The sequence below is a fragment of the Streptomyces sp. NPDC020917 genome (genome assembly GCF_044333795.1).
Lineage (GTDB): Bacteria > Actinomycetota > Actinomycetes > Streptomycetales > Streptomycetaceae > Actinacidiphila.
The window spans coordinates 1-24,439 of record NZ_JBIRRR010000036.1 but is presented as its reverse complement, the minus strand read 5'-3'; the positions used below and the strand labels follow the sequence as shown (position 1 = coordinate 24,439).

Sequence of the window (24,439 nt, the reverse complement as noted above, 5' to 3'; positions counted from 1 at the left end):
GTCTCACATTTGGCACTGCTTAGCCCCCTCGACAACCGTGATCTGCGACGACTGCCAGACGCCATTGGAGTGGTCGTCCTTCACCAGGAGTACGTTGTACAGGATGAAGCTGTCCGCGTTCGGCGCGCTGCGGAGGACCTTGCCGGTCTTGACCACCTTGCTGAAGACCTTGCTCTGATCCCGGCAGAAGCTGAGGGTGGCGGATCCCGCGCGTACGACGTTGACCTTCGCGTCGTAGTAGTGGTCCTGCCCCGTGGGCGCATAACCGCCGTCGATGTTCGCCTTGATCTGGTCATGAGCGTAACTCAGGGCGTCATCACGCGAGTAGAACTGGTAGGCGGGATCCTTCAGGTCGTCCATGGCGCTGGCTCGCTTGAGCGCCCTGATGTACTGCTCGCCGTCGCTGAGAACCGCGTCCTTCGTCGCGTCACCGGTCTTCGGCCAATCGAAGGCCATCGTCAGGTCCTTCGGGAGGGCCGTCGACGGGCGTTTGACCGCATCGGACGCCGTCGGGCTGGCCGAGGCGGTGGTCGTCGGCGCGGACGTCGGCGTCGAGGCCGACGACTGGATCTTGTCCGAGCTGGACCCGCCTCCGCCGCAGGCGCTCAGCAGCAGGCCGGCAGACGCGGCAAGGGCGACAGCGATGGGCAGAGAAGTGCGGGTCACGTTGGAGTCCCCCGTGAGTGTTCCGGCGTCCAATGGAGTGCAGGCAGTTCGCTTCAGCGCAGCGCCCTTGACATTACCGGGGCCCGCGATCGGGCTGTAGACGCATCCCCCGATCGGTACCGGTTTGCAGCACACTTCACAGCCCCTTCACTGCCCGCCCCGCACCGCCTCCCGCGCCCGCCAGCTGCCTCTTGGCGGCGGACTGCGGACCTTGGTCAAGGGGCCAAGGGCGGACAGTCGGCGTGGGTGGAGATCCGGCCGGTGGTACCGGTCGGCGAGTCCCAGGTGACGCTGACCGTCCATTCGTCGCCTGCCTGGTATTTCACCAGCAGGCCGGGCCAGTCCGCTGCGATCTCGTCGGCGACCTTGCTGTGGTCAGCAGGTGACACACCCTTGAGCGGAGCCGAGGCGGTGACGGAGAACGTCGCGCCGGGGTCGGTGCGGCTCACCGGACCGCAGACCTCGGATTCCGTCGAGATCGTGCCCACGCCGTGAGGCACGTCGATCATCGCTACCGCATGTGCGATCAGGCCGTTGGCCACGACCTTGTCGCGGTCGTCGTTGTGGTAGTCGCCGGCGGCGAGGTGATTGAGGAACGGGAGGCCGATCACGAAGAAGCCCAGAACGGCGAGCGGCGTCACCACGGCGACCGCGGTCAGGACCCGGACCTTCGTTTTCAACGCCCGGACCTGCGGGTCCGGTGGGTACGGCCGGCACGGGGGCCGGTGGGGTGGCAACGACGTCGGCTGGTGAGGAGGTTGCTCCGGGTAAGGCATCGCTGCTCACCAGAACCTGATCGGGTCGGTGATCGCTTTCGCGGTATCTTTGACCGCCCCTGCGGCGTCGTCGGCGGCGTCTCCCAACTGGTGCCCGGCACCGCTCAGATCCCCGTGCATGAGATCCCACGTGCTTCCCGCAACGGCGTTCTCTCCGTGGCCGACCTCGTTCACCGAGTTCCCGGCGTCGCTCAGGGTCGCGCCCAAACGTCCGGGCACGGTGTGCCCGGCCTCTTGCAACAGACCTCCGACCACCTGGTAGTGGCTTCCCGGGCCCAGCGTCGTCGGGAAGGCCCCGTCACGTTCGGCCGTGCTCGGAACCGTCACCCCTTCGGTGTCACCGGTAACGATGCGGGCCATGTTCGCGAGCGACGGCTGGTCGGAGCGCCAGTAGTCGCTGTGGGACTTCCCGTGCGCGTCTCCCCAGCCGGCGGCGAAGACACGGCCGCCGAACGCGCTGGACGTGGGATCCGTCCCGTAGCGCTCCGAGTAGTCATCGCCCCAAAGGTTGGGGTTGCGGGCCAGCGCGATCGGAGGGACAGGGTCGGACTGCATCCGGCCGGCCCAGACATGGTTGGGGTCCATGTGCAGATCAGAGGCGTGTGCGACGGTCAAACCCGGACTGCCCACGGCGACGACGTCGTCCGCATGCATACCGAATTGCGCTGCGGCGTCCCCGACCAGGGTGGAGCCGTAGCTGTGCCCGATCACCGTGACGTGCGACGCACCCTCATGGGTCAGGGCAAGGCTGTTGACGTAGTCGGCCAGCGCGGGACCTCCAGCGTCGGCGAACTTCCCGGACGCAGCCTCCGGGATCGTCTGGGGGGCGTCGTAGCCGAGCCACACCATGGAGGCCGTGGTTCCGGGCGCTGCTTGCTGGGCTTCCTCGTAAAGGGCGCCGGCCCGTCCCACATTGCCCATGATGTTGCTCAGTTTCTGACCGGTCCCGGGCACGTAGACCGCCGTGTTCTGCGCCGTATCGGGGTTGCCGTAGCAGACGATCGCGTGGCCGGGACCGTCCTGGTCGAGGCCCAGCAAATACATCGCGGGGTGGGTACTCCCCGCCTGTGGATCGGTGAGGGCTGTGTGGAGTTGCTGGAGCTGCTGGTACCGCTTGTCGGCGTCCTGGAACGCCCGGCTGCCCGGATCCGCTTCGGCGAGGTGATCCCGCTCCGCCTTGGCCTGGGCAAGGAACTGCTGCAACAGCACCATGTTGCCCGCGTTCCGGCCTTCGGCCGGAAGCCCGTTGGCCGTGCCCAAGTCCTTGGCGTGATCGCGGGACATGGTCATCCGCTCTTCTGGCGTGAGGCCGTTCCACCAGGCGGCCCGCAGGGCCGGGTCGACCGGAACGACGCCGCCCGCACGGGTCGACTCCGCGGACAGCAGAGCGCGTTCCTCCGCCTGGTCCACGTCCCGCCCGTACCAGGCCCTGTGGTCGGACGGCAGCGGCAGGAGATCATCCGTGCGGCGGGCCAGCATCTGGGCGGCCCTCAGATACCGCTCGTGGAGATCCTGGGCCCTGCCGTCCAGTTGGGTCAGTTGGGCGGCCGCCGGATCGTGGTCGGGATAGGCGCCTGTGAGCCGGTTCCGCTCGGTGGAGCGCTGCTGCTGCAACGTGCCGGCCTGCGTGTCGAGGGCGTCGGCCTCGCTGCGGAATCCGATGAGCTGGTCCGCCCACTCCCCGAGAAGGGAGGCGTTGCGCTCGCAGATCCACCGCAGCTTGCCGATCACCGCGCGCTGCTCGTTGAGTTGGGTGCGGAAGGACGCTGCGGCCTGCCCCTTCCAGCGGTCGTGGGCTTCGTCGGTGCGGTCCAGCCGCAGCGCCGCCTCGGTCAGCATGAAGGCCGCGTCCCGCCATTCCTCCGCCAGCGTCGTCACTCCGTCCGGGTCCCCCGGGCAGGGGTTGAAGCCCAGGTTCGGGTAGAAGTCGATGCGACCGCCCATGAGTTGCTCAACCCGCCTGTCGTCCGAGTCGGTTGTCGGCATCACACATCGTCGGGACGACGCGGTCGACCTGGTCCCTGCGGTCGGTGAGGCCGCGCCCGACCGTCGCCAGGTCGTCGGCGCGCGTCGAGGTCAGCGTCGTCTGGGCCGCGATGAGCGGTGCCGCCCCCACCGCGTGGACGTCCATCCGGTGGCATGCGCGGTGCAACGCCCCCACGTCCGTGAGCGCCTGGACGAGCACACTCTGTAACTGCTGGAGCTCAGCCTCATCGATGACGAGATCCGCCACGGTGTCCCCCACTCGGCGTCGCGTGCGCCGCAACCACCTCGATCGCGACACATCGAACGTATCCATGGGACACAAGTGACACCAGGGCACCCAGCTACCAGACGGACTGAGTACGCAGACTCTTGACAGTCCGGCGATTTCAAGGTGTCCACGCGACGAATTGAGCGCCGGACTACGGAGATTGGGACTCAGCCGCCCGCCCGGGCCTGCCGCGTGGGCAAACGCGGCTGCAGGACCCGGGAGACCTTGGCGCGGTATCGGGGCTCGATCGCAAGGCCACCGCTACCAGGGCGCCGACGACGTGCGACTTGTCCGGGGGCAAGCCCTCGGGACGGGCCTCCGCGCCTGCTGGAGCGGCGTCACCGACGGCGTCCCGCACGGAGCGCGTCGGATACGCCTTCCGGGACGAGGGCTACGCGACCGACGTCCACGTCTTCCTGATGGCCGCGGACCCCGCGCGGTTCGCGGAAGTGCTGCCGGATCTGGACGAGTTGGTCCGGGGGGATCCGCCGCGTTCCCGGCGAGGAACGCTGAACGCAGAAGTAAAAGCGTGGCGCTAGGCCGCCAGGCCGGTGTCGTCGGCGCGGGGGCGCGGGGGCGCGCTGTGGCCCTCGGGGGCGGGGGTGGTGCGGACGAGGAAGGCGGCGCGGGTGCCGGCGAGGCGGCGAGTGAGGGCGGTCAGGAGGGCCAGGCCCAGGGGGGCGAGGAGAAGGGCGGTCGCGGCGCCCAGCGCGAATCCGCCGATGACGTCGGTGGGGTACTGGACGCCGAGGTAGACGCGGCAGAACCCCTCGGCGACGGCCAGCGCTATGGCCACCGAGCCGTACGCGCGGCTGACCATGAACAGGCCGACCGCGACCGCCGAGACCAGGGCGGTGTGCGCGCTGGCGAACGAGGATCCGTGCGTGCCGTGGATCAGCACGTCTATACCGTCGTACTCGGCGGCCGGGCGCGGCCGCTGCACCAGCGCGCGGATGGGGAAGTCGAGCAGGACCGCGATGCCCGCGGCGACCCCGGCCCACAGGACGCCGGCCACCGCCGCGGGCGCCTCGGCCCGGCGCGCGCGGCGGGCCACCCGCCACCAGCACCAGCCGGCCAGCAGGGCGGTGAGGGCGATCAGCCCGTACTCGCCGAGGAACTCCACCACGCGGTCGACGCCGCGCGGCGCCTGCTTGGCGAGGTTGTTGATGCCGCGGAGCAGGTTGATGTCGGGGTTCGCGCTGTCGTTAGCGACCTCTGCCATGGCGGTGGTGCCCCTTACTGCGACTTGCTGCGACTTGCGGTTCGGACACGACTGAACTCGGTTCGGCTCGTCTGCAACCCCCGTCGCTTGCGTCCCGCGCCATTCTCCCCCGTACAACGCCCGACACGGTACGTAGCGTTCCGGTATTCTCCAGAAGATCACCGGGCTGTTATCCAAGGGTGACCAGCCAAGACGGACATACCGCCGCCGAACGTCAACCCTTGGGCCAGAGCCTCACCCTGCGCAGCCGTCACTTCCGCCACACCGTCGTGGCGCACCAGGGGTTCCAGGGTTCCCGGAGTCCCGGGGTCCCCGGAGTTCCGGGTCCTCGAAGGACAAGGGTGTCACGCCTTCTTCGTCGGCAGCGCCTGCGCCCCGGCCTGGGTGACCCGCGTCGCCCCGATGTAGTCGGGCGAGTCGATCTTGTCGAACCGGATCACCGCGCCGGTGTGCGGCGCGTCGATCATGTACCCGCCGCCCACGTAGATCCCGACGTGGTGGATGGACCGCGGATCGTTCAGGTCGTACGCGAAGAAGACCAGATCCCCGGGGAGCAGCTCGGAACGGCTCGGGTGCGGCCCGGCGTTCCACTGGTCGTTCGCCACCCGCGGCAGCGCGATGCCGACCGAGCGGTACGCGGCCTGCGTCAGGCCGGAGCAGTCGAACCGCCCGCCCTGCGCCGCGGTGCCCTCACCGCCCCACAGGTACTTCGTGCCCAGCCGCTGCTGCGCGTAGTAGATGGCCGCGGCCGCCTGCTGGGACGGCTCGACCGTGCCGACCGGCGCGGCGAAGCTCTTCTCCAGGGTGCGGATGGTCTTCACGTAGTTCTGCGTCTCGGCGTACGGCGGGACGCCGCCGGCCTTGATCACCGCGTACGCACCGGCGTTGTACGACGCGAGCATGTTGTCCGTCGGGTCGCCGGGCACGTTCTTGACGTAGGAGGCGAGGTCGCAGTCGTACGAGGCGGCGGACGGGATGGCGTCCTCGGGGTCCCAGACGTCGGCCTTGCCGTCGCCGTTGCCGTCGATGCCGTGGGTGGCCCAGGTGCCCGGGATGAACTGCGCTATCCCCTGCGCCTGCGCGGGGCTCTGCGCCCGGGCGTCCCAGCCGCTCTCCTGGTAGAGCTGGGCGGCCAGCAGCGCCGGGTTGAGCGCGGGGCACAGGTTGCCCCACTTCAGGATGATGGGCTGGTAGACGGCGGGCACCGTGCCCTTGGCGAGGGTCACGGCGGCGGAGCCGTTCTTGGCGAGCCCGGCGGCCGCGGAGAAGGTGCCGACCACGAGCAGGGCGAGGAACGAAAGGAGCAGACCTGCACCGGCCATGACGGTGAGCCAGACTTTCCGGGCCACGACCGGCCGCCTCCCTCCCGTACGTTGTCGTACGTTCCCATCGTTGCCCTACGGTTATGCTCGTGATACACAGAGTAGTCGGCTACGCCCTTCGAACACCGGTCCGCGCACCAGTGTGACGCCTGCGGGCCGGTTCACACGGACGATCCGCCGAGAAAGTCGCTGAGTCGACATGCAACAGCCGGATCCTCCGTCAAACTGGTACCTGGCCCCTTGCGCCCCGGCGAGGGAGCCAACTGATCGAGCGGGGTGGTGAGTTACATGTTCCTGGCAGCCGCAAAGGGCGACATCAACACCATCATCGGTGGCATCGCCCCGGACTGGGGCCCCTTCGGGTCCCTGGGCAACGAAGCACGTGTGATGATCGAGGTGGTAATGGCGACAGCGATCCTGCTGTGCCTGGCCATCGCGATCTGGGGCGCCGCCAAGCAGCGCATCGGCGCCACCGCACTGCGCGACACCTTCAGCGCGGAGCAGGGCAAGGGACTGATCATCGCCGGACTCACCGGCGTGTTCATCATCGGGTCGCTCGGCACCCTGTTCACCATCGTGTACGGGATGGCCGTCTAGCTTCGCGATCGGCCCCGCGGTCCCCCGCACCCGATCGCGCCCTGCGCTGCTCACGTCCTTGGAGCCGGTCCCCGGGCTCCACCGTCCCAACCGAGGCTGCGTGCTGATGCCCACTCAACCAAGCAGCGGTGCCGTCCGCGGCACACGCCGGTCCGGCGTGCCCGCGGCACCCCGGCCACGGACGGCGGCCCGGCCGCCGCGGGGGGCGACCGCGCCATGAGCCTCGGCCAGGACGGACCCCCGACCAGGACGCGGATGCCCGAGGGGCACGGCGGCGGGACCGGCGGCAGGCGCCAGGGGCAGCCGCGGCGGGCGATGGTGACGGTCGTGGGCATAGTGGTGCTGCTGATCGCGGCGATCGCGTTCGCCAACCGCGGGGACGGCTCCGGCTCGTCGCACTCCGGCGGGAGTGCCGCCGGCGGTTCCGGCGGCGGCAAGAACCCGGCGACCTCCACCCCCACCGCACCCACCGGTGAGCACCCCGTCACCGGCAAGACCGCCGGCATCCCCTCCGGCTTCGCCCACACGGAGCAGGGGGCGCAGTCGGCGGCGGCGAACTACGCGGTGGCGCTGGGCGGAGACGAGATGTTTCACGCCGACACGCGTCATCAGATCATCGACAGGCTGTACACCGCAGATGCGGCAGCCAAGGTGAAGGGCCCTCAGGACAGGGCTTACTCGCCGGCGTTCCTCGCCAAGCTCGGGCTCGACGCCAATGGGGATGCCCCTAAGGGCATGACCTTCGTGTCGCGCACCGTCCCGGTGGGCACCAAGACCGAGTCCTACGGCGGCGCGACCGCCACGGTGTCCGTCTGGTACACGGGCTTGATCGGCATGGCAGGCACCGGATCGACCGATCCGGTCCGCACGGACTGGAAGACCTGGACATTCACGATGTCGTGGACCGCGAACGACTGGAAGATCAGCGCGGTCTCGCAGAAGAGCGGCCCGGCACCTGTCCCTGGTGACATCCCGGCCTCCGGCGCCCAGGACATCACCAACGCCGTCCAGCAGTACGGAGCGTTCACCTATGCCCGCTAACCGTGTTCTCCGTGCCGTCACCCGTACAGCCGTGGCAACGGGCGTTCCCGTCGCTCTCCTTCTCCTGGCCGGCCGCGCGGCAGCGGATCCGAGCGCGACCCCGACGCCGAGTGCCAGCTCGAGCAGTGATGCCTGTTCCGGCCTGATCGGACCCGCCCGCGACTACTGCACCAGTGGCGATCCGTCCGCCCCCACCAAGGGCACCAACCCCACCGACTCCCTCGACCCCCTGACCTCGTTGGCGAAGGGGTGTGCGGAGGCGGCTTCGTGGACGATCGACAAGCTGTCGGCGGCCGTGACGAAGACGACGCAGGTGGACTTCACGAATGCGGCGTTCCTGCGGCAGTACGCGGTGGTGTTCGCGGCGTCGACGATCCTGACGCTGGTGCTGTGGCTGCTGGCGGTGGCCAAGCGGGCGGTGCGCGGGGTGCCGTTGACGGAGGCGCTGACCGAGGCGGTCGGGTTCCTGTGGCTGACGGTGCTGGCGTCGGCGTTCACGCCGCTGATCCTGTACACGGTGGTGTCGGCGACGGACGCCGTGACGTCGGTGGTGTCCGCGGGGACCAAGTCGGACACCGAGGTGTTCTTCGGGTCGTTCTCCGGCGCCCTGACCAAGGGCACGGACATCGGCGGCGGGCCGATCATGCTGATCGTGGTCTCGATGGTGTCGGTGCTGGCCGCCGGCGTGCTGTGGCTGGAGCTGGTGATCCGGGCGGCGCTGCTGTACGTGGGGGCGCTGCTGGGCACCGCGGTGTACGCGGGGCTGGTCGACAAGAACATGTGGCACCACGTCAGGCGCTGGGCCGGGATCATGATCGCGGTCATCCTGGTGAAGCCGGTGATCGTGATCGTGCTGGGGCTGGCCGGGGCGCTGTCCTCCTCGGACAACGGCCCGAACGCGTTCTCCGCGGTCGTCTCGGGCCTGGCGATCATCCTGCTGGCGATCTTCGCGAGCTTCATGATCTACCGTTTCGTGCCGGGCTTCGGCGACGACGTGGTGAACCTGCGCAACAGCCGCAAGTCCGGCGGGCAGGGCCAGGCCGCCGCCGTGATCTCGTCGCCCGCCGCGCTGGTCAAGCAGGGCATCAAGACGCACAGCGCGCGCGGCGGCCCGCAGGAGCAGGCCCAGGGCGGCGGCCCGCAGCCGTCGAACCCGATGGCCGGGGGCATGGCCGCGCACAGCTCGCGCGGCGGCCAGAACGCGGGCGGCAGGAGCGACAGCGGCGGCCCGATCGGCGGTTCGCCGTACCGGTCGGGACCGGGCGGGGGCCGCGGCTCCGGACCAGGCTCGACCAACGGCTCCACGCCGAGACAGGGAGGTGATCGCCGGTGACGACCCAGCCGTTCACGCAGCCGCGCCGCACGTATCTGATCGGCAAGGCGCGGCCCAACGCGATCGTCGGCAAGAACCGGGAGACCGGCGAGATTGCGCTGATCATCATCGGCGCGGGCCTCGGCATGCTGTCGGGCCTGCTGGTTCCGGTGCTGCTGCTGCGGATCGTCGGGCTGGTGGGCTGGCCGCTGCTGGCCCTGGCCGCGGTGTACATGCCGTACCGGCGGCGGACGTTCTACCGCTGGTTCGAGATCAACCGCAACTACCGCCGGACGCTGCGCACCGCGCCTGCCTACCGCTCCTCCGTGCAGGAGGCGGGCACCCGGCTGGACGGGCGCGAGGTGGAGATCGGGCCGCCGCCGGGGATCGGGCGGATCACCTGGCTGGCCGCGCCGTTCGGCCCGGACGAGATCGCGGTGCTGCTGCACGTGGACCGGCGCACGGTCACCGCGGCCATCGAGATCGAGGGCCCGGGCGTGGGCCTGCGGGACAGCGAGGACCAGGAGGCGCTGGTCGAGCGGTTCGGCACCCTGCTCAAGCACGTGGCCAACGGGGACGGCTTCGTGACGCGCCTGCAGATGCTGGCCCGTACCCTGCCGGCCGACCCGGACGCACACGCCAAGGACGTGGCGCAGCGCGGCGACCCGGACGCCGACAAGTGGCTGAAGGCGTCCTACGACCAGTTGCAGTCGATGGTGTCGACGTCGTCGGAGCAGCACCGCGCCTACCTGGTGGCGTGCATGCACTTCACGCGCGAGCTGGCGGCCGAGGGCAACGCGATGGCGCGGGCGACGTCCAGCCGTGGGGTGAAGGTCGACAAGGACGCGGGCCTGGCCGCGGTGATGGCCCGCGAGCTGAACGACATCTGCGCGCGGCTGGCCGAGGCCGACATCCGGGTGCGGCAGCCGCTGGGCCAGGCCCGGCTGTCGTCGCTGGTGCACTCGATGTACGACCCCGACCACCCCATCGACCACATCCAGGCGATGACCCGGCGCAACGCGTGGCCGGCCGAACTCGACGCGACCGAGCCGACGTTCCTGCAGGCGAAGACCCGCGAGTCGGCGACCCGCGCGCCGTGGCACCACTCGACGGCGTGGATCAAGGAGTGGCCGCTGACGCCGGTGGGCGTGAACTTCCTGGCGCCGCTGCTGGTCCACACCCCCGACGTGATCCGCACGGTCGCGGTGACGATGGACCTCGAGCCCACGGACGTGGCGATCGAGCGCATGCTGACCGAGAAGACCAACGACGACGCCGAGGCCAGCCGCGCCGCGAAGATGAACCGCGTGGTGGACCCGCGGGACATCGCGCAGCACGGACGGGTCGACCAGCGCGGCGAGGACCTGGCCAGCGGTGCGGCCGGGGTGAACCTGGTCGGCTACATCACGGTCTCCTCGCGCTCCCCGGAGGCGCTGGCGCGCGACAAGCGCACGATCCGCGCCTCCGCCGGTAAGTCGTATTTGAAGCTCGAGTGGTGCGATCGTGAGCATCACCGGGCATTCGTCAATACGTTGCCGTTCGCGACCGGCATCCGCCGCTAGCCGAGGAGGCCACCGCCATGCCCATGTTGGATCCTCTCGCGGCGATCACGGACGCCTTCACCAGCTTCCTGTTCGGCCGCGTGGAGACCACGCGGCTGCCGGTCCGCACCTCCACCGGGCAGGCGCAGGCCGTGTACCTGCCGACGGCCGCGCCGGGCCTGGGCGACTCCGGCGTGATCATCGGACGTGAGGTGTACTCGGGGAAGGGCTACATCTACGACCCGTTCCAGCTCTACGGCCAGCAGCTGCCGGCCCCGCACTGGCTGGTGCTGGGCGAGTCCGGCAACGGCAAGTCGGCGCTGGAGAAGACCTACGTGCTGCGCCAGCTGCGGTTCCGCGACCGGCAGGTGGTGGTGCTGGACGCGCAGGGCGAGGACGGCGTCGGCGAGTGGAACCTGATCGCGAAGGCGATGGGCCTCACGCCGATCCGGCTGGACCCGATGGCCGCGCTGGACGGCGGGATCAAGCTCAACCCGCTGGACCCGGCGATCACCGTCACCGGGCAGCTGGCGCTGCTGCGCACCATCATCGAGGTCGCGATGGGCCGCGGCCTGGACGAGCGGTCCGGGTTCGCGCTGAAGGTCGCGCACGCCTACGTCGCCGAGACGGTGACGGACCGCCAGCCGATCCTGACCGACATCGTGGAGCGCCTCCGGCACCCGCTGGAGGAGTCCGCCGAGGCAATGAACGTCGAACTGGACGACGTGCGGGCCTGGGGCCTGGATGTCGCGCTGGTGCTGGACCGGCTGGTCGACGGCGACCTGCGCGGGATGTTCGACGGCCCGACGAGCGCGGGCATCGACCTGGACTCGCCCCTGATCGTCTTCGACCTCTCGCACATCGACCGCAACTCGATCGCGATGCCGATCCTGATGGCGATCGTCGGTGTGTGGCTGGAGCACACCTGGATCCGCCCCGACCGCAAGAAGCGCATCTTCCTGGTCGAGGAAGCCTGGCACATCATCAACTCGCCTTTCGTGGCCCAGCTGTTCCAGCGGCTGCTGAAGTTCGGCCGGCGGCTGGGCCTGTCCTTCGTGGCGGTGGTCCACCACCTGTCGGACGTGGTCGACGGCGCCGCGGCCAAGGAGGCGGCGGCGATCCTGAAGATGGCCTCCACGCGCACCATCTACGCGCAGAAGGCCGACGAGGCCAGAGCCACCGGCCGGGTGCTGGGCCTGCCGCGCTGGGCGGTGGAGATCATCCCGACGCTCACGCCGGGCATCGCGGTGTGGGACGTCAACGGCAACGTCCAGGTGGTCAAGCACCTGATCACCGAGGCCGAGCGGCCGCTGGTGTTCACCGACCGCGCGATGACCGAGTCGTCCGCGCAGCACGCCGCGGACCTGGCGGCGGACGCCGAGGCCGAGGCCCGGGCGGAGGCGCACGCCGCGGCCCAGGTCGCGCTGGCCAAGCAAATGGCCGACGACGCGGTGGCATGACGTCATGGCGCCGCGGAAGAAGGACGAGCCCGGGGGGCTGCCGGACGGCCTGATCGTCGGGATCATCGCCTTCCTGCTCGGCGTGACGCTGCTGGTGTGGACCGCCACCGGGATCGCCGGGCTGTTCGCGCACGGCTCCTGGCCGTCCGACGTCCACTTCACCCGCACGCCGCGGGCGATGCGCTCGCTGATCGCCGAGCCGCACGACCTGGCCGCCGCGTGGCCGGGCACGCCGGTCCGCGAGCTGTCCGGCTCGGGGCTGTTCTGGGGCGTGTTCATCGGGCAGATCGTGCTGCTGCTGGCGTTCACGATGTGGGTGCTGGGAGCGCTGTCCCGGCTGCGGAACGGCGGCCGGCGCCGCCCGGCGCCGCGCCCCGCCCGGCCGGCCCGCGCCGCCCGCCGCGCGCCGCGGCCGGCGCGCCCCCCGGCGGACCCCCAGGACCCCGACGGATCAGGGGAGTTCGAGGACTCCGAGGAGGCGGACGCCGAGGGCGATCCCGCGCCGGTGCCGCGCCCGCGCGGCCGGGTCCCGGCCGCGAAGGACGACGCGACGAGCCTGGACGCCTGGTTCCGCACCGTCCCGCAGGCCGCTGCGCCCGGTGCCGCACGCGAGGACGCCCCCACCACCCGGCTGACGCCGGTCGCCGGGCAGCCCGCGGACCCGGCGGGCATGGCCGGTGTGGCGGCGGGAGCGGCCGCGGCGGCCGGCTTCGCCGACCGGCGCGCGCAGGCGCTGGGCGACGGCGAGGTGACGCGCACCTATGTGCTGTTCGCCGGGCCGCGCAGCGACAAGGCCAAGCAGGTCGTGCAGCCCGCGGTGCTGGCCGCGGCAGGCCCGGCCGTGGTGACGACCGCCGACCAGGACACGTACCAGCAGACCGTCGGCAACCGTACGAAGCTCGGCCCGGTCCACGTCTACGACCCGGGCCATCTGCTGGACGTGCCGGGGCGGTTGAGGTGGGCACCGCACGACGGCTGCACGCACCCGGAGACCGCGATGAACCGGGCCGCCGCGCTGCTGGCCCCGCTGCGCACCGCCCGCGCCGACGAGGCGATCGTGCACGACACGGCGGTGACGCTGCTGCGCTGCTGGCTGCACGCGGCGGCCGTGGACGGCCAGCCGTTCCGGCAGATCCACCGCTGGGCGGGCGGCGGCGCCACCGCGGGCGACGCGGTGCGGATCCTGCGCACCGACACCGGCGCGGCCTCCGGCTGGAGCGGCGAGCTGGAGTCGGTGATCCACGCCCACCCCGAACGCCGCGACGCCGCACAGGCGTTGATCCGCCGGATCCTGGAGCCGCTGAACGCCGTCCATTTCCGCGACGCGTGCAATCCGGGCCGGTCCGGTGGCCTCGACCTGGAATCCTTCACCACGGAACGGGGAACGCTGTATGTAGTGGGCGAGCGGATCGAGGATCCGCGGTCCCGCCCGGGTGCGATGCCGCTGCTGACCGCACTCGTCTCGTGCGTGGTCGAGCACGGCCGGCGCATGGCCGCAGGGTCATCCGCCGGTCGGCTCGACCCACCACTGACCTTCGTGCTGGACGACGTCGCCGCCCTCGCCCCGCTGCCCGCCCTGCCGGACCTGCTGTCCGGCGGGTACGCCGCCGGCCTGCCCACGCTGGCGGTGGTCCGCTCGCCGGAACAGGCCCTGGCCCGCTGGCAGACCCCGCTGTGGCAGGACGCCGACGTGCGGCTGGCGCTGGGCGCCGACACCGCCGCGACCCTGCCGCCGTCCGTCCCGGACGCCGTCGTCCTGCCCTGAGGCCGGCCGGTCGGCGGCCGGTCAGCGCCGCGGCGGGGCCACCGAGTCCCGCAGCACCGTGTGGGTCCCCAGCACGTGCCGCTTCTGGGTGGTGGCGCGGGCCGGCGACGCGGCGGCCTCCGCCAGCGCCAGCCGCACCGCCTCCCGGCCCAGCTCGTACGAGGGGATGTTGACGGTGGTCAGCGGCGGGTTGAGGTCCTCCGCGAGGGCGTCGTTGTTGTAGCCGACGACCGAGACGTCCTCGGGGGTGCGCAGGCCGTACTCGCGCATCGCGGCCATCGCGCCCGCCGCGGCCTGGTCGTCGCCGGCGAAGACCGCGGTGAAGTCGGGGCGGCCGTCGCAGTCGGCGAGGATCTGCCGCATCGCGTCGTAGCCGTGGCTGCGGCCCAGGCCGTAGCCACGGATGCGCTCGGCGGACGGCGGCAGGCCGTGGTCGGCGAGCGCCCGCCGGTAGCCGGCGATCCGCGGCTCGACGGTGGAGTAGCCGGGCAGGACGCCCAGGTAGAGGATGTCGCGGTGCCCGGCCGACAGCAGGTGGCTGACGACCGCGTAGGCGCCCGCCTCGTTGTCGTACTCGACGACGAGGACGGGGGTGTCGGGGCTGGGCGCCGGCCGGCCGCACAGCACCAGCCGGGACCCGGCGGCCGCCAGACCGTGCGCGTACTCGGTCAGGCGGGCCCGGTAGCGCTCGTCCTCGACGGCGCCGCCGACCAGCACCACGAACTCGGCGCGCTGCTCGCGCATCATCTGCACCAGCGCCAGTTCGCGGGCCTCGTCCCCGCCGTGGCTGCACACCATGCACAGCCTGCCGCGGGCGGCGGCCTCCTGCTCGACGCCCTGGGCCACGTTGGCGTAGAAGGGGCTGTCCACGGACATCACGATGACCGCGACGGTCTTGGGGCCGGTGCCGGCCAGCGCGCGGGCCCGGCCGTCGATGACGTAGTCCAGGTCCTTGACCGCGCGCAGCACCTTGGCGCGGGCCGCGGCCGACGTGGGGTAGTTGCCGGCGAGCACGCGGGAGACGGTGGCCACCGAGACGCCCGCGCGGCCCGCGACGTCGCGGATCGTGACCCGTCGCGTGCCGGGCGCCGGGTCCGCGCCCGGGCTCGTACCGCCGGCCGTGCCCGGTCCTGGTGAAGTCTCCGCCATCCCCGCCATCCGAAGGTCCGTCCCCGCCCCGCGCCGCCGCCCCAGGGTAATGGGTGACCCTGGGAAACCGCCCCGTGCGGCGGGTCCCCGGGGGGCGGCGGCGCGCACCGGTGGGTCAGTGGCTGCTCGCGTAGGCCTGGGCGTACTCCTCGGCGATCTTGTCCAGGCCCTGGCTGCGCATCTGCTTGACGGTGTCGTCCCAGGCGCTCATCGGCTTGCGGCCGGCGACCACCGCACCGATGGCGTCGGTGCGCAGGGTGTCAAGGGTGGCGCCGACGCGCGTGCCGGTCTCGGACTGGAGGCCGAACCGCGGGTTGCGGACCAGCATCGGCGCGACCTTGGTCTGCCAGGCGTGGTTGCGCCGCACGGCGTCCGGGTTGCCCGGCAGGTACAGCACCTGCGGGGCGTCGGACAGGTACTTGATCGGCAGGTTGACGGGGTTCTCCACCTGGCCCAGCGCGGTGGGGATCGGCGAGCCCTGCGCGTCGCGGGTGAAGTGCGTGCCCTCGATGCCGAAGTGCGTCAGCTCGTACTCCTTGGTGCCGAACGGCGCGGCCAGGTAGTCCAGCACCCGCAGGATCAGCTTGATCCGGTCGGGCGTGGCCTTCTTCAGCACGGTGTAGCCGAAGATGCCGCGGGCCCGGTCCATGCCGGGCCTGGCGCCGCCGGGCGGTGTGTACGGGACCATCGCGTCGAGCGTGAACGCGCCCTTGATGCTGGGGACGCTGGTGGTCAGGGCCCCGAATCCGTCGGGCATGGAGGCGACGGTGCCGTTGTAGAACATGGTCTTGCAATCGACGGTGGAGGTGCCGAGGACGTTCGGCTGGTACAGCCCGGCCTGCCGCAGCTTCGCCATGAACGCGATGCCGGCGCGGTACTCGTCGGTGGTGTAGGCGCTGACGAACGTCCCGCCGTCGACCTTCCACTCCTGCGGCGCGCCGAAGGCGGTGGTGTGGATGTCGGTGCCGAACAGCAGCGGCTGCGACGAGCCGAGGCCGTACTTCCGGCCGTGGGTGGCGGCCTTGGCGACGGCGGTGAAGTCGTCCGAGGTCCAGCCGTCCTTCATGCCGGCCGCGGTGAACACGTCGTTGTTGATCCACAGGCAGTTGCCGGGCGCCGAGCGCTGCACCGGGACGCCGTAGATCTTCCCGCCGACGCGGCCCATGTCCTGCCAGGCGTAGGTGGGCAGGTTCGCCAGGTTCGGGTACGCCTTGATCGCGTCCCCCGACACGTACGGCGACAGGTCCGCGCACTTGGCGGCGACGAACTCGGCCTCGCGCGGCAGGGTGTGGCCGCCACCGAGGTTGATGACGTCCGGCAGGTCGTCGCCGGCCATCATCGTGGCCATCTTCGTCATGTAGTCGGAGTCCGGCACGACGGTGAACTCGACGGTCACGCCCAGCGCCTCGTTGACCGCGGCCCAGAACCTGTTGGACGACGCGGGCTTGGGCGGCGTGCCGTAGGTGATGGTCATCACCTTGATCGTCTGGCCGGTGCCCGGCTTGTCGTGGACCGCGCTCACCAGGTTCTTCGGGTACGTCAGATAGCCGGGCTGGATGCCGTCGGCGGTGCCCGGCAGGTCGGCGGGCGGGCCGGCGAACGGCACGTACGCGGGCCAGGGCGCGAGCGTCCTGCCCACGTTGCTGACATCGTGCCTGGCCGCGGTCGACGAGCAGGCGGTCAGCAGGGACGGGGCGGCCACGGCGGCGCCACCTGCGGCGATCGAGCGCAGCAAGGTACGCCGCGAGAACGACGAGGTACTCACGGAGGTCCTTTCTCGGGGAGGGTGCGGCTCAGCTCTTGATGGCGCCGGTCAGCACGCCCTTGGTGAAGTACTTCTGGAGGAAGGGGTAGACGAGGAGGATCGGCACGGTGGCCACCACCAGGACCGCCATCTGGATCGTCTGCGGCGCGGCCACCGCGGTGGCGTCGCCCGCGCCGGTGTCCGCCAGCTGCGCACCCCCGATGACATACGTGCGCAGCACCTGCTGCAGCGGCCAGTGGCCGGAGTCGAGGTAGATGGACGCGTAGAACCAGGCGTTCCAGTAGGAGACGGCGTAGAACAGCCCGACGACCGCGAGCGCCGCCTTGGACAGCGGCAGCACGATCCGTCGCAGGATCAGCCACTCCCCCGCGCCGTCCAGCCGCGCCGCCTCGTAGAGGTCCTCGGGCAGCGACTGGAAGAAGCCGCGCAGGACCACCAGGTTGAACACGTTGATCAGGAACGGCGCGATGAGCGCCGAGTAGCTGTTGAGCAGGTGCAGGCTCTTGACCAGCAGGAAGCTCGGGATCATGCCGGGCGGGAAGAGGAAGGTGAAGAGGATCAGCAGCAGCACCGGCTTCCCGCCGAACACGTCCCGCCGGCTGAGCGCGTACGCCAGGCCGATCGTGCAGGCCAGGCTGGCGGCGGTGCCGGCGACGGTCACGCCCGCGCTCACCCACAGCGCGTGGCCGACGATCCCGCCGTCGACGATCTCCCGGTAGGCGCGGAGCGTCGGGTGCTGCGGCCACAGCACCCAGCCGCCGTTGTCGATCACCTCCCGGTCGGAGGCGAACGACGTCGAGACGATGATCAGGAACGGCACCAGCACCAGCAGCACGACGACGGCCAGGGCCACCGCCTTCGCGGCCTGCGTCACCGGCTTCGGCTTCTCCCTCCACGCCGGCCGCACAGCGGTACTCATGTCGCGCCTCCGTTCGCTTCCCCGCCTGCTCGGCGCCGCCCCGCCCGTCGTGCGGTCAGCCACCGGCCGGCGGCCTCGCCTTGGCCGCTCACCGGTAGACCCCCTGTTCGCCCAGCCGGTGCGCCACCTTGTTCGCGGCGAAGACCAGCAGCGCGCCGACCACGCCCTTGAACAGGCCGGCCGCGGCGGCGTATCCGTAGTCGCCCTGCACCAGGCCCCGCTGCCACACGAGGGTGTCGATGATCTCGGCGGCGTCCGGGCCGACCGACGCGCGCTGCAGCAGCATCTGCTCGAAGCCGACGGAGAGGATGTCGCCGAGCCGCATGATCAGCAGCAGGACGACGATCGGCCGGATCGCGGGCAGCGTGACGTGCCAGAACCGGCGCCACGGCCCGGCGCCGTCGATCGCGGCGGCCTCGTACTGCTGCTCGTCGACCTGGGCGAGCGCGGCGAGGAAGATGATCGTGCCCCAGCCGCAGTCCTTCCAGATCACCTGCGCGACCACCAGCGGCTTGAACGCGGTGGGATCGCCGATGATGTTCACCGTGTGCAGGTGCGCGTCGCCGAGCACGGTGTTGAGCAACCCCGTCTCGCCGAGCACCTGCTGGAACACCGCGACGACGATCACCCACGACAGGAAGTGCGGCAGGTAGGCCACCGACTGCACCAGGCGCCGCACCGAGTCGCGGGTCAGGCTGTGCAGCAGCATCGCCAGCGCGATCGGCACCGGGAAGAAGAAGACCAGCTGCAGCAGCGCTATCCACAGGGTGTTGACGACCGCGTGCCAGAACGCGCCGTCGGCGAACACCGCCTGGAAGTTGCCCAGCCCCACCCACTGGCTGGCCCACAGCCCGTCGAAGGGCACGTAGTCCTTGAACGCGATGACGTTGCCGGCCATCGCGCCGTAGTGGAACACCACGAAGTACGCCACGCCGGGCGCCATCAGCAGCAGCAGGACCGCGTCCCGCCGGAAACGTTTGCGGCGAGCCCCGGGGCCCGCGCGGCCCGCTGATCCGGGGTCACCGGACTCGCCGGCCGCTCCCGCGCGGCCGGTGGCGTCCCGTTCGGCAATCGCCATCGCGTCCTCCTCGACGCTCAAGGTGGCACGGAACCTAAACCGGTTACTACGACTGGTCAACCCCTCGCGCACCAACCGGGACGGCGTCAACTCCCTGGAGACCACAAGGATCTCGGATCTCCTTGGCTCTGACGGTCGTTGACGTGCGGGGATCGCCGCCTTAGGCTCCTCTCAAAGATGTAACCGATTACGCGGCGAGATGCGAGGGACCGACATGGCGGAGCGTCCGAAGCTGGTGCTGGCGATGCGCCCGGACATCCTGGATCTGGTCCTTCCGGCACCGCTGCGCACCCGGCTCGACGCACTGGCCGACGTCCACCCGGCCCTGGTCACCGACTGGGACGACGCCGGCGCCGCGCTGGCCGCGGCCGACGTGCTGTTCACCGGCTGGGGCTGCCCGGTGCTGGACGCCGCCCTCCTGGACCGGGCCCCTCGCCTGGCCGCGGTCATCCACGCGGCCGGCAGCGTCAAGGCCCATGTGCGGCCCGAGGTCTGGCAGCGCGGCGTCGCCGTCTCCTCCGCGGCCGACGCGAACGCGGCACCCGTCATCGAGTTCACCATGGCGACCGTCTGGCTCGCCGCCCGCCGCACGCTGGGCTCCGCCGCCGGCTACGCCGGCGGGCACCTGCCCGGATTCCAGGAGCGCACCGGCGCCGACGGCGCGACCGTCGGCGTCATCGGCGCCTCCCGGATCGGCCGCGGCGTGATCGCCCGCCTGACCGCCGCCCCGGCCGGCTTCCGCGTGCTGCTCGCCGACCCCTACGTCCCCGCGGCCGAGGCGGACCGGATGGGCGTCGAACTGGTCGGCCCCGACGAGCTGTTCCGGCGCAGCGACATCGTCACCGTGCACGCCCCCGACCTGCCCGAGACCCACCACCTCGTCGACGCGCGGCGCCTGGCGCTGCTCCGCGACGGCGCCGCGGTCGTCAACACCGCGCGCGGCCGGCTGGTCGACACCGAGGCGCTGACCCGCGAGTGCGAGGCCGGGCGCCTCGACGCCTACCTGGACGTCACCGAACCCGAGCCGCTGCCGGCCGGCCACGCCCTGCACCGGCTGCCCAACGTCCTGCTGACCCCGCACATCGCGGGCTGCCAGGGCACCGAGGTGCGGCGCCTGGGCGCCTACGCGGTCGACGAGGTCGAGCGGTGGGCGCGCGGGGAACCGCTGCTCGGCGCGGTCCTGGCCGACGACCTGGCCCGGATCGCCTGACCGCGCCGGAGCGTCCGGACGGCCGCCGCGGCGGGCCCGCGGGGCCGCCGGCGCATTCGAACCCGTTTCCGGACGGGCCTTCCCGACCCGCGTGCGCACACGCATACTGACCCGACGCGCAGCGCGCACCCGACAGCCGCGGGGGGAGCAGTGTGATATCCGAACCGGAACTGACCGGCGGGCTCGTAGACCTGCCCGGTCCCGCGGGCCCACGCGACCTCGGTGGCGAGCCGCCCCCGGACGACGACCTGCTGGCCACCGCCGGCCGCGAGCCGGCACCCCGGCGCCGGATACCGAAGCACTGGCTGTGGGCGTGCGGCGGCGCGCTCGCCGCGTCCGCGGTGTGGGCCGGCGCGCTCGCCGCCTGGGACCCGGCCGACCGCACCCCGGACCTCCACGGCTACCACCTGTCGCCCAACCCCTGTTCGGGCAGCGCCCTCCGCCCGCTCTTCGACGCCACGCCCCGCCACGGCTTCTCCCCCGACCCCGCCGACACCCTGTGGGGCAGCGCCCTGGACCGCACCCGCTGCTCGGCCGAGAACCTCGTCGGCGACGACGACGGCGGCAGCCCCTACGACTACCGCGCCACGCTCTCCGTCGAGCTGCACAAGAAGACCGACCCGCGGCCGGAGTTCGAGGACCAGCACCGCAGCACCCTGCCGTCGGTCACCCGGATCGACCCGGTGCGCGGCCTCGGCGACGAGGCCTACCTGCTGCACCTCGGCTCCGGCAGGCTCCGACTCGACGTCCTGCACGGCGGAGCGGTGATCTCGCTGTCCTTCTCCATCAGCCCCGACCCCCCGCAGGTCATGCCCCACCCCGACGGCAGCGACGTGCCCGCGATGCAGGACCCCGGCCCGTACGGACCCCAGATGGCCGCGGCCGTCCGCAACGTCATGGCCGACATGGCGTCGCGCCCCGCGGCCACCGGTCCGGCCGCCTCGCAGCCGTAGCCGCGCGGGCGCCGCCGGCCGGCGGGCTACGCCCTGGGCCGCAGGTCACCGCGGCGCAGGGAACGCGGCAGGCCGAACCGGGACAGGATCCCGGTGTCGATGAAGCGGGTCATCGCCGCGACCCGGTCCCCGCGCAGCGTCAGCACCAGCACGCCGTGCGCGTGCAGGATCGGCGTGCGCGGGTCCTGCAGGTACGCGCCGAACGCCGGCTGGCCGTTGGCCCGCGTGGGCACCAGCACGTAACTGCGCCGGTCCCGCAGCGCGATCGTGGACAGGAAGTGCCCGACGGCCGCATGCCCCTGGTACTCCAGCGGCAGTGGCGGCATCGTCAACCACACGTCGTCCGTCAGCAGTTCCAGCAGCGCGTCCACGTCACCGCGCTCGAAGGCCCGCGCGAAGCCCTCCACGATCCGCCGCTCGTCCGGCGAGTCCGGCAGCGGCGCCTGCTCCCGGTCCGCGTCCGGCATCTCGGCCGCGAGCGTCACCCGGGCCCGCTTCAACGCGCTGGCCACCGCGTTCTCGGTGGTCTCCAGCATCTCCGCGACCTCCGCCGCACGGAACCCCAGCACGTCGCGCAGCACCAGCACCGCCCGCTGCCGGGGCGGCAGTTCCTGCAGCGCCACCAGGAACGCCAGCGACACCGACTCCCGCATCTCGTACCGCGCCTCGGGTCCCGGCGCCCCGTCGGGCAGCTCCTCCAGCAGCACATCCGGGTACGGCTCCAGCCAGGTCGGTTCGCCGCGCCGTCGGGTCGGTTCTGGCAACGGGACCTCCACATGCAGGGCTGCCCGGTCGTGCGGCCTGCGGGCACTGTCCCGCAGCGCGTTCAGGCAGCGGTTGGTCGCGATCCGGTACAGCCAGGCCCGCACCGACGCCCGCCCCTCGTACCCGGCGAGCCCGCGCCACGCCGCCAGCAGCGTCTCCTGCAGCAGGTCCTCGGCGTCCTGCACCGAGCCGAGGATGCGGTAGCAGTGCATCTGCAGCTCGTGCCGGTACGGCTCGGTGAGCCGCCGGAACGCCTCTCCGTCCCCCGCGCGGGCCAGCGCCAGCGTCTCTGGGTCCTGCGTCGCGTCCATGCCCGGCACCTCCGTCGCGCGGCCCGACCGGCGGCGGGCCACTGTGTCTCGCACCTATTGAGACACCCGCGCCGCCGAAAAGTGGTCGGTGCACGGCGCCCGGTTTCGGCCAGAACCGGTGTCCCAACGAACGACAGGCGGATCCACCGCGACGCACGCACGCCCGGCCGGGAGGCCCCCCGTGGACAGCACCGCTCCGACCCCCGCAGCCTCAAGCCCTGCCGCCCCGAAGCCTGCGGCCCCGAACTCCACCGCCTCGAAAGGCTCCACCGGACGGCAGTGGTTTCCGACCGGGCGCCAGCGATGGGTGCTCGCGCTGACCTCCCTCGGCTCGTTCATGGTCATCCTCGACATGCTGGTGGTCGCCACCGCGCTCACCGCGATCCAGCGGGACCTGCACGCGTCCATGGCCGACCTCGAGTGGACCGTCAACGCCTACACGCTGAGCTTCGCGGTCCTGCTGATGACCAGCGCCTCGCTCGGCGACCGCTTCGGCCGGCGCCGCGTGTTCGCCGCGGGACTGGCCCTGTTCTCGCTGGCCTCGGCGGGCTGCGCGCTCGCCCCTGACGCCGCCGCGCTCATCGCCGCCCGCGCCGTCCAGGGCGCGGGCGCCGCCATGATCATCCCGGTCGCCCTGGGGCTGCTCAACGCGGCGTTCCCGCACGAGCGGCGCGGCTGGGCGCTCGGCATCTACGGCAGCGTCACCGGCCTCGCGGCCCTGCTCGGACCGGTCCTCGGCGGCGCGCTCACCCAGGGCCTCGCCTGGCAGTGGATCTTCTGGCTGAACGTGCCCCTGGGCCTGGGCGCGATCCCCTTCGTGCTGCGCCGCATCACCGAGGGCTTCGGGCAGGGCACCTCGGTCGACCTGCGCGGGCTGCTGCTCTTCACCCTCGCCGCCGTCGGCCTGGTCTGGGGCCTGGTCCGCTCCGACACGGCCGGCTGGGGCAGCGCCGAGGTCGCCGGCACGCTCGCGGTCGGCGCCGTCCTGGCCGTCTGCTTCGTCGCCTGGCAGGCCCGGGCCCGCACGCCGATGCTGCCCCTGCGGCTGTTCCGCTCGCGGGCGTTCTCGGCCGGCAACACCGTCATCTTCCTGCTCAACGCCTCGATGACCGGCGCCGTCTTCTTCATGACGCAGTACCAGCAAGTGGCCCTGCTCCACGGCCCCTTGGCGGCCGGACTGCGGATGCTGCCGTGGGGTGTGGCACCGTTCCTCATCGCACCGCGGGCAGGCGCCCTCGCCGACCGGGTGGGGGAACGCCCGCTGATCACCGCGGGCATGGTCCTGCAGGCCGCGGGAATGGCCGGGGTCGCACTCGCCGCCACCGCGCACGCCTCCTATGCGGCGCTCGTCGCCCCGATGACGCTGGGCGGCATCGGCTTCGCCCTGGCGATCCCCGCGGTCACCAAGGCGGTGGTCAGCACCAGCGCACCCGCCGACATCGGCAAGGCGTCCGGCGCCTACAGCACGATGCGCCAGCTCGGCGGTGCGTTCGGCGTGGCCATCCCGGCGGCCGCGTTCAGCGCCGCCGGTTCGTACGCCTCCCCTGCCGCGTTCAGCGACGGGTTCCGGGCGGCCATGGCCGTCACGGCCGGACTCGCCCTGGTGGGCGCGGCGGCGGCCACCCTGCTGCCGGGCCGGCGGAGTCAGGACGCCGAACCGTCCGCGTCCCGCAGCAGCACCAGCTCGAACTCGGTCATGCCCGCATCCAGCGGGGACGCCATGGACTCCCCGGTCGGGACGAAGCCGAGCCGCCGGTAGAACGCCTGGGCCCGCGGGTTCTTCTCGTGCACCCACAGGTGGAGCCGATCGGCACGCTCCCACGTCCAGGCGACGGCGGTCTCGAAGAGCTTCGCGGCGACACCGGCGCCGCGGAGTTCAGGCCGGACATAGACAGCGTTGATGCTGAGGTAGTCGGGACGCTCCACGACCACGACGGCCATCCCCACCCAGTCACCGGTCGCGTCGTTCCCGCCCCCGTCGGCCGGCCGTACGGCCACGAACTGCTGGGCGCCGACGCCGGAAGCCCGCCGACTCCACTCCTCGTCGGTCATCGCCGACTCCTCGGCGTAGGTCCGGGCGAACGCCACCGGGGCCACCGGGTCCTGCAGCGACTCCAGCCGCAGCTCCCGACTCCTCCGCCACTCGGCCGGCGCCACCGGCCGTATCTCGTACCGCATGAGCCGACGGTACAACGCAGAAAAGCCCGGGTCCTCCGAATAAATCGGAGGACCCGGGCTTTCAATATTTGTTCGGCGGTGTCCTACTCTCCCACAGGGTCCCCCCTGCAGTACCATCGGCGCTGAAAGGCTTAGCTTCCGGGTTCGGAATGTAA

Annotated in this window: 21 protein-coding genes and 1 rRNA gene; 9 read left to right on the top strand and 13 right to left on the bottom strand. The window is 71.8% G+C overall.

What is annotated here, in order from left to right:
- Positions 1-3: 3 nt before the first annotated feature.
- The 6 genes from ACH4TG_RS40005 to ACH4TG_RS39980 form a co-directional block, all read right to left on the bottom strand.
- The gene (locus ACH4TG_RS40005) at positions 4-666 is read right to left on the bottom strand and encodes a hypothetical protein (protein WP_398248074.1); all 663 of its coding nucleotides are present in this window, start codon (positions 664-666) and stop codon (positions 4-6) included.
- Between the two features lie 215 nt (positions 667-881).
- Positions 882-1,310: a hypothetical protein gene (locus ACH4TG_RS40000; protein ID WP_398248073.1), complete on the bottom strand. Its 429-nt coding sequence runs from the start codon at positions 1,308-1,310 to the stop codon at positions 882-884.
- Positions 1,311-1,448: 138 nt separating this feature from the next.
- Complete coding sequence (locus tag ACH4TG_RS39995; protein ID WP_398248071.1) at positions 1,449-3,386, bottom strand: alpha/beta hydrolase; 1,938 nt, start codon at positions 3,384-3,386, stop codon at positions 1,449-1,451.
- A 7-nt stretch (positions 3,387-3,393) separates the two neighbouring features.
- A complete protein-coding gene (locus ACH4TG_RS39990; protein WP_398248069.1) occupies positions 3,394-3,675 on the bottom strand; it encodes a hypothetical protein in 282 nt (93 codons plus the stop codon).
- 556 nt (positions 3,676-4,231) lie between these two features.
- Positions 4,232-4,918 carry a phosphatase PAP2 family protein gene (locus ACH4TG_RS39985; RefSeq protein ID WP_398248067.1) on the bottom strand — a complete coding sequence of 229 codons (687 nt, stop codon included), beginning with the start codon at positions 4,916-4,918 and terminating at the stop codon, positions 4,232-4,234.
- A gap of 344 nt (positions 4,919-5,262) precedes the next feature.
- On the bottom strand, positions 5,263-6,240 hold the full coding sequence (locus ACH4TG_RS39980) for an NlpC/P60 family protein (RefSeq protein ID WP_398248100.1): 978 nt from the start codon (positions 6,238-6,240) through the stop codon (positions 5,263-5,265).
- A 288-nt stretch (positions 6,241-6,528) separates the two neighbouring features.
- On the opposite strand from ACH4TG_RS39980, the gene ACH4TG_RS39975 reads away from it, so the two are divergent.
- From ACH4TG_RS39975 to ACH4TG_RS39950, 6 genes are all read left to right on the top strand, one after another.
- Complete coding sequence (locus tag ACH4TG_RS39975; RefSeq protein WP_069465016.1) at positions 6,529-6,837, top strand: hypothetical protein; 309 nt, start codon at positions 6,529-6,531, stop codon at positions 6,835-6,837.
- 216 nt (positions 6,838-7,053) lie between these two features.
- Positions 7,054-7,878 carry a hypothetical protein gene (locus ACH4TG_RS39970; protein ID WP_398248065.1) on the top strand — a complete coding sequence of 275 codons (825 nt, stop codon included), beginning with the start codon at positions 7,054-7,056 and terminating at the stop codon, positions 7,876-7,878.
- Positions 7,868-9,211 carry a hypothetical protein gene (locus ACH4TG_RS39965; RefSeq protein ID WP_398248063.1) on the top strand — a complete coding sequence of 448 codons (1,344 nt, stop codon included), beginning with the start codon at positions 7,868-7,870 and terminating at the stop codon, positions 9,209-9,211. Before ACH4TG_RS39970 ends, ACH4TG_RS39965 begins: the two co-directional genes overlap by 11 nt.
- Positions 9,208-10,752: an SCO6880 family protein gene (locus ACH4TG_RS39960; RefSeq protein WP_398248061.1), complete on the top strand. Its 1,545-nt coding sequence runs from the start codon at positions 9,208-9,210 to the stop codon at positions 10,750-10,752. Before ACH4TG_RS39965 ends, ACH4TG_RS39960 begins: the two co-directional genes overlap by 4 nt.
- 23 nt (positions 10,753-10,775) lie before the next feature.
- Positions 10,776-12,191 (top strand): ATP-binding protein, encoded by a 1,416-nt coding sequence (locus tag ACH4TG_RS39955; protein WP_398248099.1) that lies wholly within the window; start codon positions 10,776-10,778, stop codon positions 12,189-12,191.
- Between the two features lie 4 nt (positions 12,192-12,195).
- The gene (locus ACH4TG_RS39950) at positions 12,196-13,956 is read left to right on the top strand and encodes a type VI secretion protein (protein WP_398248059.1); all 1,761 of its coding nucleotides are present in this window, start codon (positions 12,196-12,198) and stop codon (positions 13,954-13,956) included.
- Positions 13,957-13,977: 21 nt separating this feature from the next.
- Here ACH4TG_RS39950 and ACH4TG_RS39945 read toward each other — a convergent pair whose 3' ends face one another.
- The 4 genes from ACH4TG_RS39945 to ACH4TG_RS39930 form a co-directional block, all read right to left on the bottom strand.
- On the bottom strand, positions 13,978-15,105 hold the full coding sequence (locus ACH4TG_RS39945) for a LacI family DNA-binding transcriptional regulator (RefSeq protein ID WP_398248058.1): 1,128 nt from the start codon (positions 15,103-15,105) through the stop codon (positions 13,978-13,980).
- A gap of 115 nt (positions 15,106-15,220) precedes the next feature.
- Complete coding sequence (locus tag ACH4TG_RS39940) at positions 15,221-16,870, bottom strand: extracellular solute-binding protein (RefSeq protein ID WP_398248056.1); 1,650 nt, start codon at positions 16,868-16,870, stop codon at positions 15,221-15,223.
- Positions 16,871-16,898: 28 nt separating this feature from the next.
- Positions 16,899-17,789 carry a carbohydrate ABC transporter permease gene (locus ACH4TG_RS39935; protein WP_398248054.1) on the bottom strand — a complete coding sequence of 297 codons (891 nt, stop codon included), beginning with the start codon at positions 17,787-17,789 and terminating at the stop codon, positions 16,899-16,901.
- Positions 17,790-17,877: 88 nt separating this feature from the next.
- Positions 17,878-18,732: an ABC transporter permease gene (locus ACH4TG_RS39930; protein ID WP_398248097.1), complete on the bottom strand. Its 855-nt coding sequence runs from the start codon at positions 18,730-18,732 to the stop codon at positions 17,878-17,880.
- A 349-nt stretch (positions 18,733-19,081) separates the two neighbouring features.
- Between ACH4TG_RS39930 and ACH4TG_RS39925 the strand changes: the two genes are divergently transcribed.
- Together ACH4TG_RS39925 and ACH4TG_RS39920 are read left to right on the top strand one after the other, a co-directional pair.
- Positions 19,082-20,077, top strand: a complete 996-nt coding sequence (locus ACH4TG_RS39925; RefSeq protein WP_398248052.1) for a hydroxyacid dehydrogenase — start codon at positions 19,082-19,084, stop codon at positions 20,075-20,077.
- Between the two features lie 152 nt (positions 20,078-20,229).
- The gene (locus tag ACH4TG_RS39920; protein WP_398248050.1) at positions 20,230-21,030 is read left to right on the top strand and encodes a hypothetical protein; all 801 of its coding nucleotides are present in this window, start codon (positions 20,230-20,232) and stop codon (positions 21,028-21,030) included.
- Positions 21,031-21,056: 26 nt separating this feature from the next.
- On the opposite strand, the gene ACH4TG_RS39915 is transcribed toward ACH4TG_RS39920, so the two are convergent.
- The gene (locus tag ACH4TG_RS39915; protein ID WP_398248049.1) at positions 21,057-22,106 is read right to left on the bottom strand and encodes a sigma-70 family RNA polymerase sigma factor; all 1,050 of its coding nucleotides are present in this window, start codon (positions 22,104-22,106) and stop codon (positions 21,057-21,059) included.
- Positions 22,107-22,413: 307 nt separating this feature from the next.
- On the opposite strand from ACH4TG_RS39915, the gene ACH4TG_RS39910 reads away from it, so the two are divergent.
- Positions 22,414-23,865, top strand: coding sequence for a DHA2 family efflux MFS transporter permease subunit (locus tag ACH4TG_RS39910; protein ID WP_398248047.1), 1,452 nt, complete (start codon positions 22,414-22,416; stop codon positions 23,863-23,865).
- Here ACH4TG_RS39910 and ACH4TG_RS39905 read toward each other — a convergent pair.
- Entirely contained in the window at positions 23,751-24,284 is a 534-nt protein-coding gene (locus tag ACH4TG_RS39905) for a GNAT family N-acetyltransferase (protein ID WP_398248045.1), read from the bottom strand. The genes ACH4TG_RS39910 and ACH4TG_RS39905 overlap by 115 nt on opposite strands.
- 70 nt (positions 24,285-24,354) lie before the next feature.
- Positions 24,355-24,439: ribosomal RNA gene (gene rrf / locus ACH4TG_RS39900) — 5S ribosomal RNA — on the bottom strand; the annotation flags it as partial.

Bases quoted from the DNA above. Each gene is read 5' to 3' on its own strand.
- ACH4TG_RS39945 (WP_398248058.1), bottom strand. From the start codon at position 15,105: ATGGCGGAGACTTCACCAGGACCGGGCACGGCCGGCGGTACGAGCCCG.
- ACH4TG_RS39915 (WP_398248049.1), bottom strand. From the start codon at position 22,106: ATGGACGCGACGCAGGACCCAGAGACGCTGGCGCTGGCCCGCGCGGGG.
- ACH4TG_RS39935 (WP_398248054.1), bottom strand. From the start codon at position 17,789: ATGAGTACCGCTGTGCGGCCGGCGTGGAGGGAGAAGCCGAAGCCGGTG.
- ACH4TG_RS39905 (WP_398248045.1), bottom strand. From the start codon at position 24,284: ATGCGGTACGAGATACGGCCGGTGGCGCCGGCCGAGTGGCGGAGGAGT.
- ACH4TG_RS39980 (WP_398248100.1), bottom strand. From the start codon at position 6,240: ATGGCCGGTGCAGGTCTGCTCCTTTCGTTCCTCGCCCTGCTCGTGGTC.
- ACH4TG_RS39950 (WP_398248059.1), top strand. From the start codon at position 12,196: ATGGCGCCGCGGAAGAAGGACGAGCCCGGGGGGCTGCCGGACGGCCTG.
- ACH4TG_RS39970 (WP_398248065.1), top strand. From the start codon at position 7,054: ATGAGCCTCGGCCAGGACGGACCCCCGACCAGGACGCGGATGCCCGAG.
- ACH4TG_RS39985 (WP_398248067.1), bottom strand. From the start codon at position 4,918: ATGGCAGAGGTCGCTAACGACAGCGCGAACCCCGACATCAACCTGCTC.
- ACH4TG_RS39955 (WP_398248099.1), top strand. From the start codon at position 10,776: ATGTTGGATCCTCTCGCGGCGATCACGGACGCCTTCACCAGCTTCCTG.
- ACH4TG_RS39965 (WP_398248063.1), top strand. From the start codon at position 7,868: ATGCCCGCTAACCGTGTTCTCCGTGCCGTCACCCGTACAGCCGTGGCA.
- ACH4TG_RS39995 (WP_398248071.1), bottom strand. From the start codon at position 3,386: ATGGGCGGTCGCATCGACTTCTACCCGAACCTGGGCTTCAACCCCTGC.
- ACH4TG_RS39930 (WP_398248097.1), bottom strand. From the start codon at position 18,732: ATGGCGCCCGGCGTGGCGTACTTCGTGGTGTTCCACTACGGCGCGATG.
- ACH4TG_RS39975 (WP_069465016.1), top strand. From the start codon at position 6,529: ATGTTCCTGGCAGCCGCAAAGGGCGACATCAACACCATCATCGGTGGC.
- ACH4TG_RS39925 (WP_398248052.1), top strand. From the start codon at position 19,082: ATGGCGGAGCGTCCGAAGCTGGTGCTGGCGATGCGCCCGGACATCCTG.